Source organism: Pseudomonas wuhanensis (assembly GCF_030687395.1).
Taxonomy (GTDB): Bacteria; Pseudomonadota; Gammaproteobacteria; order Pseudomonadales; family Pseudomonadaceae; genus Aquipseudomonas; species Aquipseudomonas wuhanensis.
In genome coordinates, this window is record NZ_CP117430.1 from 1,112,017 (window position 1) to 1,124,537 (window position 12,521).

The following is a 12,521-nucleotide window of genomic DNA, read 5'->3' on the forward strand; positions in this document are numbered from 1 at the left end:
ATTAAATGAGCCCACGCTGAATCAGGCCCTGATGGGCCGACAACGGGTCTTCGGCCAGGGACAAGTCAGCAATGGCAGTGGTTCTTGCGGATAACTCGGTGTGGTGGATACACACCGTTGGTCCGGCAATCATTTTTGGGCAACTGACGCCATTCAAAAGTTTCGTCAGCTGCGCAAGATTCATGGCTTTGCTGGAATACAGCAGTACGCCGCGGGCTTGCAGGTGATCGACCGCCAGCGCAAGTTCGCCAGCGGGGAGCGGCCAGTCGAAGACTTCCACCGGGCAATCGACGCTGCTGATCAACCAGGCCGTCAGCCACAGATGAGGCTCCAGTGGCAGGTCCGAGTGATTGATCAGCAGCAGCGGCGCGGTGCGTAACTGACGGTTGTTATGGTAGATCCTCGCGCCGAATTTGCTGCGCAGCCAGGAATAAACAAACACCCGCTCCATCTGTGCGCCGAACTGGCCTTGCCAGCGTTGTTCCAGTTCCGCCAGCAACGGCATCAACAACCGTTCACACAAGGTGCGTGGCGGATACAGCGCCATCGCCTGATTCACCGTGTCATCGAGTGTGCGTTCGGCCAGATGAGTGACCGCTTGCAGCAGTGTCTGGCGCAGCACCAGCCAATCGTTCCCGACGGGGTCGGTCAGCCCCTGAGGCGTGTCGAGCAGCTGTTTGACCTGGCTGACAGCCACGCCGCGATTGAGCCAGGTGAGGATCGTCAGGATCCGTTGAACGTGTTCGGCACAGAACAGCCGATGCCCCTTGGGCGTACGCTGGGGCACGATCAGCCCATAGCGCCGTTCCCAGGCGCGCAAGGTGACGGCATTGACCCCGGTCTGCCGGGCCACTTCACGAATGGGCAGCCAGCCAGCGTCCAGAGCCTTCTTGAAGTCGCTGCCAAGGTCTTCACTAGCGCTGGTGTCCGGTGGATTTTTCATTAAATCGCGTTTCGCAGGCTGAGGTTTTCCGGGTGCGGTTGCAGGTAAACCTGTTGCGCAATGTAGGGATCCGGGTGTTGGCGAAAGTAGTGTTTGAGCAGCGTCAATGGCACCACTAGCGGCACGATGCCCTGGCGATACTGGCCGATGACGTGCTGCACTTCTTGTTTGTCTTCAGGGCTGATGACTTGTTTGAGATAGCCACTGAGGTGCTGCAGCACGTTAGTGTGGGTGCGGCGTGTGGCGCATTTTTTCAGGGCTGCCATCAGCTCGCTGAAATAGCGCGGGCCAAGCACTTCGAGAGCGGACTGGCCCATATTGCCCAGCAAGTTGCCCAGGGTTTTGTATTGCACCGGGTTGTGGGCCATCAACAGGTATTTGTAGCGCGAGTGAAAGTCAGTGAGGCTGCGCCGGGTCAGGCCTGTTTGCAGCAACTGCTGCCAGGCGCTGTAGGCGAACACGCGGGTGAGGAAGTTTTCCCGCAGTACCGGGTCGTTGAGGCGGCCGTCTTCCTCCACCGGTAGATCAGGATGCAACGCACAGAAGGCTTGGGCGTAGATGCCACGGCTACCGCGGTCCACTGGCGCGCCGTTGGCGTGGTAGACCTTGACCCGTTCCAGCCCGCACGAAGGGGATTTCTGCATGAAGATATAGCCGCAGATGTCGCCCAGCTCTATCGCCATTTTTTGACCGTACTCGGCCAGCGGTCGGGTGACGTTGATCTCAGGGGTGATCGTGCCGACAGCCTCCGGGTGTTCGGGGTTGCCGACCAGGCGGATCGGTTCGCGAGGGATACCCAGGCCAATGGCGACTTCCGGGCAGACCGGGACGAAATCGAAATAATCAGTGAGGGTAAGGCTGCACAGCCGCGATGCTTTGTGCCCGCCGTTGTAACGCACTTCGGCTCCCATCAGGCAGGCGCTGATGGCGATTTTGGGTTTCATGGCTGTGGGGGGCATCGGAGCGCCTCGAATCCAGACCTGTACAGATTATTGGATCTGTACAACATGACTTCATCATAGATTCAAAGATGTACAAGTCAAATTTTTTGTATAGGTTTTTGCGAGGCTGCTGCCCATGTCGACAGCAGCGATGGGCTGGACTTGATTCGATTCACTGCAGGTGTTCATGCAACCTGCGGGCTGCCTCCTGGCCACTGAGCCAGGCACCTTCGACACGGCCGGACAGGCACCAGTCGCCGCATACATACAGGCCCAGATCGGCATCGGCCAAGGCACCCCACTCATGGCTGCTGGCCGGCCGGGCATACAGCCAGCGGTGAGCGAGGCTGAAAGTCGGAGCAGGCATGGCGTCGTGCAGCAGTTCGGCAAAGGCACCGTGCAATTGCTCGATCACTGCTTCCTTGGGCAGGTCGATATGCTGCCGGCTCCAGGTACTGGTGGCGTGCAGCACCCAGGTATCGAGGGTGGTGTCGCGTCCCGGCTTGCTGCGGTTGCGCGCCAACCAGTCGAGAGGACTGTCCTGCACGAAGCAACCTTCGATGGCGGTTTCCAGTGGCGTGTCGAACGCCAGGGCGACGGCCCAGGTGGGTTCCATTTTTACCCCGGCGGCGGCCCCGGCGAGTTTCGGCGCGGCCGCCAGCAGTGCGGTCGCCTGAGGGGCGGGCGTGGCAATGACGACATGACTGAATGGACCGTGGGTGAAGCCCTCGGCGTCTTGCAGGTGCCAATGTTCTTCGCCGCGATAGACCTCGGTGATGCGGCAGGCGAAATGCACTTCCAGATCCCCGAGCAAGCCGCGCGTAATCGCGCTCATGCGGGGTGTGCCGACCCAGCGTGTCTGTTCATCCGGCGAAGGTCTGAGCTGGCCGCCGTGGAAGGTATAGAGCTGCGGCGTCCACACGGCAACCCAGCCATTGGCTTGCCAGCGCTGGACTTCGGTGACAAAGCGGCGGTCGCGGGCAGTGAAATATTGCGCGCCCATGTCCAGGGCACCCGCATCACTGCGCTTGCTCGACATGCGTCCGCCACTGCCGCGGCTTTTATCGAAAAGTTGAACGACATGCCCGGCCTCCGTCAGGGCCTGGGCGGCTGAGAGTCCGGCGATGCCGGTGCCGATGATTGCGATAGGTACAGTCATAGGGGCCTCGTTTACCTTTCTGTACAGACTACGCCGTGGTTCAAACCTGTACAATATTGTTTTTTGGTATAACTTTTAGCGTCCTCGTTCTGACAGCTTGGCCTATTGTTAAGCACAGAGCCTGCCTAATACCAAAGATCCCTGCTTATAAAAATAGACTAGTGATCAGGGTAAAACGCCACGCGAGGAAGATGTCATGCACATATTGCTGACCGGCGGTACTGGTTTGATAGGACGTCAACTCTGCCGACACTGGTTGAGCCAGGGACATCGCCTGACGGTCTGGAGTCGCACGCCTGCAAAAGTCGCCAAAGTCTGTGGCAATCAGGTACGTGGAATCGCACGACTTGAGGACCTGGGTCAAGAACCGGTGGATGCCATTATCAACCTCGCGGGGGCACCGATTGCCGATCGGCTCTGGACGCACAAACGCAAGGCGTTATTGTGGAGCAGCCGGATCACCCTGACCGAAACCCTGCTGGCCTGGCTCGAAAGCCGCGAGCAAAGACCGCAGGTATTGATTTCTGGCTCGGCGATCGGTTGGTACGGCGACGGTGGCGAACGGGAGTTGACTGAAGAATCTCCACCGGTCATCGATGATTTCGCCAGCCAGTTGTGTGTCGCCTGGGAGGAAACCGCGCAGCGCGCCGAAGCCTTGGGCATTCGCGTGATCCTCATTCGTACCGGGTTGGTGCTGTCCGCCGAGGGCGGCTTTTTGTCGCGGCTGCTGTTGCCGTTCAAACTGGGGCTGGGCGGGCCGATCGGCAATGGTCGGCAGTGGATGCCGTGGATTCATATCAAGGATCAAATCGCCCTGATTGATTTTCTTCTGCACCGCAATGAGGCCAGCGGTCCATATAATGCCAGCGCGCCCAAGCCGGTACGCAATCGCGAATTCGCCCAGACGTTGGGTCGCGTGTTGCATCGTCCGGCGTTCATGCCGATGCCGACCCTCGTGTTGAAGGTGGGCCTGGGCGAGTTGTCATTGTTGCTGCTGGGTGGCCAGAAGGCCATGCCGGCTCGCTTGCTGGAAGCAGGTTTCACTTTCCAGTTCACTGATTTGCGCGCGGCGTTGGACGATCTGTCCAGCCGCCTCTGAAATAGGACGTTGCATGACCGATCACGCGTTGCTTCTGGTCAACCTGGGTTCACCTGCTTCCACCTCGGTGGCGGATGTGCGCAGCTACCTCAATCAGTTTCTGATGGATCCGTATGTGATCGACCTGCCGTGGCCGGTGCGGCGTTTGCTGGTGTCGTTGATTCTGATCAAACGCCCAGAGCAATCGGCCCACGCTTATGCGTCGATCTGGTGGGCGGACGGTTCGCCACTGGTGGTGCTCGGCCGTCGTCTGCAACGGGCCATGACCGCCCAGTGGACCCACGGCCCGGTGGAGCTGGCGATGCGCTACGGCGAGCCATCCATTGAGTCGACGCTGGTTCGTCTGGCGGCTCAGGGGCACAAAAAAGTCACCCTGGCGCCGCTCTATCCGCAGTTCGCCGACAGCACCGTGACCACGGTAGTCGAGGAAGCCAAACGGGTGGTGCGGGAGAAGAAACTCGACGTGCAGTTCTCGATTCTCCAGCCGTTCTACGATCAGCCGGAATACCTCGATGCCCTGGTGGCCAGCGCTGCGCCATATTTGCAGCAGGACTACGATCACCTGTTGCTGAGCTTTCACGGTTTGCCGGAACGGCACCTGACCAAGATTGACCCCACCGGTCACCATTGCTTTAAAAGCGATAATTGCTGTCAGAACGCGTCACCGGAAGTATTAGCCACCTGCTACCGGGCCCAATGCTTGCGTACTGCGTCAGAGTTTGCCCGGCTCCTGGGCCTGCCGGACGGCAAGTGGTCGGTGTCGTTCCAGTCGCGTCTGGGGCGGGCCAAGTGGATCGAACCCTACACCGAAGCGCGCCTCGATGAGTTGGCCAAAAGCGGCGTGAAGAAAGTCCTGGTGATGTGCCCGGCGTTCGTCGCCGATTGCATCGAAACCCTGGAAGAGATCGGTGATCGCGGCAAGGAGCAATTCCGCGAAGCGGGAGGGGAGGAGTTGGTGCTGGTGCCGTGCCTCAACGATGATCCGCAGTGGGCCAAGGCGTTGAACGCGTTGTGCGAAAGGGCGCCGTTGGCGCTTTAAAAGCATCGCGGGCAAGCCCGCTCCCACAGGTATTGCGCTGACCTTGTGGGAGCGGGCTTGCCCGCGATGGCGTTCTTGAGACCTGCTTAGATCAGCGGCTCATCCGCCTTCTTGTGCTTCCAGCTGTCATGGCCCGGCAGCAACAGGTTCAGCGCAATCGCTACCACCGCGCACAGCGCGATGCCTTTGAGGCCGAAATCGTCCGGGCCGGTGCCGGTGCCGACCAGTACGCCGCCAATCCCGAACACCAGCGTCACCGAGACAATCACCAGATTGCGTGCTTCGCCCAGGTCGATCTTGTGGCGAATCATTGTGTTCATCCCCACCGCAGCAATCGAACCGAACAACAGGCAGAGAATCCCGCCCATCACCGGCACCGGGATGCTTTGCAGCAGGGCGCCGAACTTGCCGATGAACGCCAGGCTGATCGCAAAGATTGCGGCCCAGGTCATGATTTTCGGGTTGTAGTTTTTGGTCAGCATCACCGCGCCAGTCACTTCGGCATAGGTGGTGTTGGGCGGGCCGCCGAACAGACCGGCCGCGGTGGTGGCAATGCCATCGCCGAGCAACGTGCGGTGCAGGCCGGGCTTCTTCAAATAATCGCGACCAGTCACGCTACCCACTGCAATCACGCCGCCGATGTGCTCAATGGCCGGGGCCAAGGCTACCGGAACGATGAACAGAATCGCCTGCCAGTTGAATTCCGGTGCCGTGAACTGTGGAATCGCGAACCACGGTGCCGCCGCAATCTTCGCGGTGTCAACCACCCCGAAATAGAACGCCATCGCGAAACCCACCAACACGCCGGAGATGATCGGCACCAGGCGGAAAATACCTTTGCCGAACACCGCGACGATCAGGGTGGTCAGCAGCGCCGGCATCGAGATCAACATCGCCGTCTGGTAAGGAATCAGCTCGGTGCCGTCGCCGGCCTTGCCCATCGCCATGTTAGCGGCGATCGGCGCCATGGCCAGACCGATGGAGATGATCACCGGTCCAATTACCACCGGCGGTAGCAGGCGGTCGATGAACCCGGTGCCTTTGATCTTCACGGCAAGACCGAGGAAGGTGTAGACGAAACCCGCCGCCATCACACCGCCCATGGTCGCCGCCAGGCCGAACTGGCCCTTGGCGAGAATGATCGGCGTGATGAAGGCAAAGCTCGAGGCGAGGAACACCGGCACCTGACGCCCGGTGACGATCTGGAACAGAATCGTCCCCAAACCTGCGGTGAACAGCGCCACGTTCGGGTCGAGGCCGGTAATCAACGGCATCAACACCAGCGCGCCAAAGGCCACGAACAGCATCTGCGCACCCGACAGCACTGTGCGCCAGAGCGGATCGTTGAACTCTTGCTGCATGCTCAAGCGTCCTTCTGCTTGGTGCCGAAGATCTTGTCACCGGCATCGCCCAAGCCTGGGATGATGTAACCGTGTTCGTTCAGTTTCTGGTCAATGGAGGCGGTGTAGATGGTCACGTCCGGGTGAGCCTTGCCCACCGCGGCGATGCCTTCAGGGGCGGCCACCAGGACCATCGCGCGGATGTCCTTGCAGCCGGCCTTCTTCAGCAAATCGATGGTGGCGACCATCGAACCGCCGGTGGCGAGCATCGGGTCGATGATCATCGCCAGGCGCTCGTCGATTTCCGGCACCAGTTTTTCCAGGTAGGTGTGGGCTTCGAGGGTTTCCTCGTTGCGGGCCACGCCCACGGCGCTGACTTTGGCGCCCGGGATCAGGCTCAGCACGCCTTCGAGCATGCCGATACCGGCGCGCAGGATCGGCACCACGGTAATCTTCTTGCCGGCGATTTTCTCGACAGACACCGTGCCGCACCAGCCTTCGATGTCGTAGCTTTCCAGCGGCAAGTCTTTGGTGGCTTCATAGGTCAGCAGGGCGCCGACTTCCTGAGCGAGCTCACGGAAATTCTTCGTGCTGATGTCGGCGCGGCGCATAAGGCCAAGTTTATGACGGATCAGCGGATGGCGGATCTCGAGGATGGGCATGGGGAAAGGCTCCGGCGGCGGGCAAAAAAACCGGCCTAGATTAATCTATCCGAGGGTGTTGTCCTATAGACATACAGAACGTTAGTCCACAAACGCTTGATCTGGCCTCGCTTGATGCGTACCTTTGCCCGCTTTTCCTAAACTGTCCCTCCCTTCACCATCCCCCTGGAGAGCGCCATGTCCGCTGATCTCGAGCATATCCGTCAAATCATGCGAGAGGCTGACTGCCTGTACACCGAAGCTGAAGTCGAGGCGGCCATCGCCCGCGTCGGTGCGCACATCAACGAACAACTGGCTGAAAGCAATCCGGTGGTGTTCTGTGTCATGAACGGCGGCCTGATTTTCGCCGGCAAGCTGCTCACCCACCTGCAATTCCCGCTGGAAGCGTCCTACCTGCACGCCACCCGTTATCGCAACGAAACCAGCGGCGGCGACCTGTTCTGGAAAGCCAAGCCGGAAGTCTCGTTCATTGACCGTGACGTGCTGATCATCGACGACATCCTCGATGAAGGTCACACCCTGGGCGCGATTATCGACTTCTGCAAACACGCCGGCGCCCGCAAAGTGCACACCGCCGTGCTGATCGACAAGGACCACGACCGCAAGGCTCGCCCGGACCTGAAAGCCGATTTCGTCGGCCTGCCGTGCATTGACCGTTACATCTTCGGTTATGGCATGGATTACAAAGGGTACTGGCGTAACGCCAACGGGATTTTTGCCGTTAAAGGCATGTAAGCAGGGGGACTGTCTGGGGGCGGTTTAGCCACCAGACACGTTGATGCTTGAAGGCCGGCCTCCCGCCCGAATGCGTGCGCAGTTCGCTTGAACTACGCGCTCAGTCCTGCATGGCGAGCCAGCGTTCGCTTTTGCGTCGAGCCTGTTCCAGGTTGTTCACGTAAGCCAACTGACGCTGTTCCCGATGGATGCCCGCGCGCCTGAGTTTCAGGCGCACGCGCGCAGCCGTCCCGACCAGAATCAAGCCGATGCCGTCGGTGCGGTAATCCCTGAGGATATTGTCGAAGGCTGCCAACGCCGTCATGTCCAGCATCGACACGGCACTCATCTCGACAATCACCACTTTGACCTCGGGGCTGAATTTGCGCAGCACGCCCAGGGCTTTTTCCGCCGCGCCGAAAAACAACGGCCCGCGTATCGCATAGCAACGAACATGCTCCGGCATATCCTGTAAGGCTTGATGGAACTCTCGAGGCAATTCGGCAGTGTCCGTGAGGTCGCTCATGCGCTTGACGAACAACCCGGCGGCCAGCAACAGCCCAACGGCAACGGCCAGCACCATGTCGAACAACACTGTCAGGCTCAGACAGGTCAGCAAAACCAACACATCGCTGCGTGGTGCGATGCGCAAGGTGTGCACGACATGCCGGGCCTCGCTCATGTTCCACGCCACCATCACGAGCAATGCCGCCAGCGCAGCCATCGGCAAGTAGCTGAACAGCGGAGCCAGGACGAGTATTGCCAGCAGCACCACCGCACTGTGGATAATCGCCGCCAATGGCGAAAACGCCCCGCTGCGCACATTGGTGGCGCTGCGAGCGATCGCCGCGGTGGCGGTAATGCCGCCGAACAGCGGTGCGACCAGATTGCCGATGCCCTGACCCAAGAGTTCGGCGTTAGGGTCGTGTTTGCTGCCCGTCATGCCATCGGCCACCACTGCACACAGCAACGATTCGATGGCTCCGAGCATGGCGATGGCGAAGGCCGGCGCCATTAATTGGCGGATCAGGTCGTAAGACAAATGCAGGGGTTGGCCATTGGGGCCCGGCAGATTCCACGGCCAGTCGAAGCTCGGCAGAAACGGCGGAATGCCGGGGTGGCTGACGCCACCGACGATATAGCTGAAGCGCTCGCCGAGCGTTGCAATCGGTAATCCGCCGCCTTCCAGCGCCAGCCCCAATAATGCGCCGACGGCCAGTGCCACCAGATGCCCCGGAATCCGTGGAACAAAGCGTGGCCAGACGATCAGAACCGCCAGGCATGTAACGCCGATGATCCCGTCCCCCAAGCGGGCGCTGGGCAATGACTGGAGCAGCACGCCTAATTGCTCAACGTAATGTTCGGCATGCTGGGTGGTACTCAGGCCCAGCAAATCCTTTAGCTGGAGTGTGGCGATGACAATGCCGATCCCGGCGGTAAAGCCCAGGGTCACCGGGTAAGGGATGTACTGAATCAGCCGTCCGGCCCGAATCAGCCCCAAGGCAATCAGGATTACCCCGGCAAGCAGGGTGCAGAGCAGCAGGCCACCCAGGCCATATTGCTGGGTGATCGGCAGCAGTATCACCACGAACGCGGCTGTCGGCCCGCTGACATTGAAGCGCGAGCCTCCCGTCAGGGCGATCAGCGGGGCAGCGATCAGCACCGTATACAAGCCATGCTGGGGCGCTACCCCCACCGCAATCGCCAGGGCCATGGCCAAGGGGATGGCGATAATCCCTACCGTCACCCCGGCACTGATGTCGCCACGCAATCGCCTGAAGCTATAACCTGCGCGCCGGGTCTGACGCCAGGCGGCGAACAATGGGGGCATGGAGAATGACATGAGGGCTCCACAGTAGACGGCACGCCGTCGAAATAGGGCTGAAGGCTCTTCAGTATGCCCAGCCTTGTCCTCCAGAGTATTGATCTGGATCGCTTATTTACCTGATTGATCATCGTGCTAGAGTGCTCGGCCTCGCCCCCGGAGCCTGTCATGAGCCTTTTGACCCGCAGCTGCGCCGCCCTGTTGCTGATCCTCAGCCTGCCCCTGGCTGCCGCCCCGGCGCCGATGCACGGGCAGTTTTTGCCCCCGGACGACCTGACCCTGCGTGATGCAGAGCCCGAGCAGCAACAACTGTTGCAGGTCACCGAGTATTCGGTGGTCCTCGGCAGCCAGCGTCAGTCCAACCAACAACCGATCCCGGTCACCTCACCGCTGCTGATCCGCCTCAAGGGCAAATCCCTGAACAAGGGCGCGACCATCAGCCAAGTGCTGGTCAACTTCGATGGCGAAAGCAAAAGCCTGAAAAAGCCGATCTATGACGACAAAAGCAAAACCCTGACCCTCTATTACCCGCTGGCTCAGTACCGGGTGGTGATCGACTTGCTGCGCAACGACACGGTGTATTGCCAGTTTCTGAGTTACGCCAACGGCCATATCTGGGCCGATCTGCACACCGGCAGCGTTCGTCCGCGTTGAGCCCCATGGCCGTGCGGGGGTAAACTGCCCGCCCTGTGAAATGTCTGCGAGCTGGAGTCGGCAATGCGTAAAGATAAGAAGCAAGTGATTGGTGACGAGATCGGCGATGCGCAGATCAAACTGTTCCTCGATTTCGAGCCGGTCGACGCCACTTCACCGTCGCTGCACAAACTGATCAAGGCGTACCGTGGCCTGCGCATCGATGACTTCGAGCGTTTTCTGACGTTCTTTGTTGAAGCCGGCTACGATCTGGACGGCAAGGACGAGCGCGGCAATGACTTCGTTGCCCTGATTCAGGATCAGCGCAACGCCGCCGAGTACATCGAGCTGATCAACAAGGCTCGCGGTTAAGATCAAAAGATCTTTTTCCAAGGCTGGCGAAGATCAATAAAAAACGCCCCGCCCTCAATGAGGACGGGGCGTTTTTTTAGGCCACCGAATCAAGCGTAGCTTTCGGTCTCGTTGCTGGCTTCCACCAGTTCCAGCGCGACGTTGTTGTGCGCATTGATCTTGCGATACAGCGCAGCGTCGGTTTCCAGAACCTTTTCCCGAGCCGGGAAGATTTCCGCCAGTTTGGCAGCCCATTCACCGGACGCTTTGTTCGGGAAGCATTTCTCGATCAGCTCAAGCATGATCGAAACAGTCACCGAAGCGCCTGGCGAGGCGCCGAGCAGGGCGGCAAGGGAGCCGTCCTTGGCCGCGACCAGTTCGGTACCGAACTGCAGAACGCCGCCTTTCTTCGGGTCTTTCTTGATGATCTGCACCCGTTGGCCGGCCACTTCCAGGCGCCAGTCTTCGGCTTTCGCCTGTGGATAAAAGCGACGCAGGGATTCCAGGCGCTGCTCCATCGACTGCATCACTTCGCTGACCAGGTACTTGGTCAGGTCCATGTTGTTTTTGGCCACGGCCAGCATCGGGCCGATGTTGCCGGCGCGAACCGACATCGGCAGGTCCATGAACGAACCGTGCTTGAGGAACTTGGTGGTGAAGCCGGCGTAAGGTCCGAACAGCAGGGACTTCTTGCCATCGACCACGCGGGTGTCCAGGTGCGGCACGGACATCGGTGGCGAACCCACGGCAGCCTGGCTGTAAACCTTTGCCTGGTGGTGCTTGACCACTTCCGGGTTGTCGCAACGCAACCACTGGCCGCTGATCGGGAAACCGCCAAAGCCTTTGCTTTCTTCGATGCCCGAGGCTTGCAGCAGCGGCAGGGCCGCGCCGCCCGCGCCGAGGAAGACGAACTTGGCGTCGACTTCACGGGTGTTGCCGCTGTTGACGTCCTTGATGCTGACGGTCCAGCCGCCATTGTTACGCTTCAGGCCGGTGACGCGCTTGCAGTACTTGACCTGGGCATCGGGTGCGCTGGTCAGGTGCTGGAGCAATTGGTTGGTCAGGGCGCCGAAGTTGACGTCGGTGCCGTTCATCACGCGGGTGGCGGCGAGGACTTCGTCGGCCGCGCGCCCCGGCATCATCAGCGGCATCCACTCGGCCATTTTGGCCTTGTCTTCGGTGTATTCCATGTCGGCGAAGGCGTGGTGCTTGCTCAGCGTCTTGAAACGTTCCTTGAGGAAGGAGACGCCGTCCTCGCCCTGCACGAAACTCAGGTGCGGCACCGGGCTGATGAACGATTTGCACGAACCGAAGGTGCCTTTCTTGGTCAGGTACGACCAGAACTGCTTCGACACCTCGAACTGGGTGTTGATGTGCACGGCTTTCTTGATGTCGACGGTGCCGTCAGCGGCCTGTGGCGTGTAGTTGAGCTCACACAGCCCGGCGTGACCGGTACCGGCGTTGTTCCACGGATTGGAACTCTCCGCGGCACCGGAATCCATCAGCTCGACGACTTCCAGCGTGATCGCGGGGTCGAGCTCTTTAAGCAGTACCGCCAGGGTGGCACTCATGATGCCGGCCCCAACCAGTACTACGTCGACTGCTTCGTTATGCGCCATTTAACGCGTCTCCAAAATCTGCAGCACCAAATTGTCGGCATAGCTGCCAGGCGTTCCGGGGCGTGTCAGTGATGCCCCAGGTACCCATGGCCAGGATCGCCATGTCCGAATCTTCGCAATTTTTTGCAACTTCGACGGATGCATGCGGCCTGGCTTCAAGAGTCACATGAACTCATTTCGGCACGCGGCTGGCAAT

The 12,521-nt window shown here is 60.1% G+C and carries 12 protein-coding genes; 5 read left to right on the forward strand and 7 right to left on the reverse strand.

All coding sequences use genetic code 11. The features are described from left to right. Position 1: 1 nt before the first annotated feature. The 3 genes from PSH88_RS05235 to PSH88_RS05245 all read right to left on the reverse strand — a co-directional run bounded on the left by PSH88_RS05235 (position 2) and on the right by PSH88_RS05245 (position 3,043). Positions 2 to 943 carry a MerR family transcriptional regulator gene (locus tag PSH88_RS05235; protein ID WP_305425215.1) on the reverse strand — a complete coding sequence of 314 codons (942 nt, stop codon included), beginning with the start codon at positions 941 to 943 and terminating at the stop codon, positions 2 to 4. Beyond that, entirely contained in the window at positions 943 to 1,902 is a 960-nt protein-coding gene (locus tag PSH88_RS05240; protein WP_305425216.1) for a YbgA family protein, read from the reverse strand. The genes PSH88_RS05235 and PSH88_RS05240 overlap by 1 nt, the downstream gene beginning before the upstream one ends. Positions 1,903 to 2,056: 154 nt before the next feature. Then, positions 2,057 to 3,043, reverse strand: coding sequence for an NAD(P)/FAD-dependent oxidoreductase (locus PSH88_RS05245; protein ID WP_305425218.1), 987 nt, complete (start codon positions 3,041 to 3,043; stop codon positions 2,057 to 2,059). 196 nt (positions 3,044 to 3,239) lie between these two features. On the opposite strand from PSH88_RS05245, the gene PSH88_RS05250 reads away from it, so the two are divergent. Continuing rightward, a complete protein-coding gene (locus PSH88_RS05250) occupies positions 3,240 to 4,142 on the forward strand; it encodes a TIGR01777 family oxidoreductase (protein ID WP_305425220.1) in 903 nt (300 codons plus the stop codon). A gap of 13 nt (positions 4,143 to 4,155) precedes the next feature. Further along, the gene (gene hemH / locus PSH88_RS05255) at positions 4,156 to 5,181 is read left to right on the forward strand and encodes a ferrochelatase (RefSeq protein ID WP_305425221.1); all 1,026 of its coding nucleotides are present in this window, start codon (positions 4,156 to 4,158) and stop codon (positions 5,179 to 5,181) included. An 86-nt stretch (positions 5,182 to 5,267) separates the two neighbouring features. Here the strand turns inward: hemH and PSH88_RS05260 are convergent, their stop codons facing one another. Both PSH88_RS05260 and upp read right to left on the reverse strand, forming a co-directional pair. Then, positions 5,268 to 6,542, reverse strand: a complete 1,275-nt coding sequence (locus PSH88_RS05260; protein ID WP_305483478.1) for a uracil-xanthine permease family protein — start codon at positions 6,540 to 6,542, stop codon at positions 5,268 to 5,270. Between the two features lie 2 nt (positions 6,543 to 6,544). Continuing rightward, on the reverse strand, positions 6,545 to 7,183 hold the full coding sequence (gene upp, locus PSH88_RS05265) for a uracil phosphoribosyltransferase (RefSeq protein ID WP_305425222.1): 639 nt from the start codon (positions 7,181 to 7,183) through the stop codon (positions 6,545 to 6,547). A gap of 177 nt (positions 7,184 to 7,360) precedes the next feature. On the opposite strand from upp, the gene PSH88_RS05270 reads away from it, so the two are divergent. Then, positions 7,361 to 7,918: a hypoxanthine-guanine phosphoribosyltransferase gene (locus PSH88_RS05270; protein ID WP_007905841.1), complete on the forward strand. Its 558-nt coding sequence runs from the start codon at positions 7,361 to 7,363 to the stop codon at positions 7,916 to 7,918. Between the two features lie 100 nt (positions 7,919 to 8,018). On the opposite strand, the gene dauA is transcribed toward PSH88_RS05270, so the two are convergent. Then, positions 8,019 to 9,740, reverse strand: a complete 1,722-nt coding sequence (gene dauA / locus PSH88_RS05275) for a C4-dicarboxylic acid transporter DauA (protein WP_305425223.1) — start codon at positions 9,738 to 9,740, stop codon at positions 8,019 to 8,021. Positions 9,741 to 9,890: 150 nt separating this feature from the next. On the opposite strand from dauA, the gene PSH88_RS05280 reads away from it, so the two are divergent. Beyond that, positions 9,891 to 10,376 carry a hypothetical protein gene (locus tag PSH88_RS05280; RefSeq protein WP_305425224.1) on the forward strand — a complete coding sequence of 162 codons (486 nt, stop codon included), beginning with the start codon at positions 9,891 to 9,893 and terminating at the stop codon, positions 10,374 to 10,376. A gap of 63 nt (positions 10,377 to 10,439) precedes the next feature. Further along, a complete protein-coding gene (locus tag PSH88_RS05285; RefSeq protein WP_305425225.1) occupies positions 10,440 to 10,727 on the forward strand; it encodes a PA4642 family protein in 288 nt (95 codons plus the stop codon). An 89-nt stretch (positions 10,728 to 10,816) separates the two neighbouring features. Here the strand turns inward: PSH88_RS05285 and mqo are convergent, their stop codons facing one another. Beyond that, entirely contained in the window at positions 10,817 to 12,325 is a 1,509-nt protein-coding gene (gene mqo, locus PSH88_RS05290) for a malate dehydrogenase (quinone) (protein WP_305425226.1), read from the reverse strand. Positions 12,326 to 12,521 lie beyond the last annotated feature (196 nt).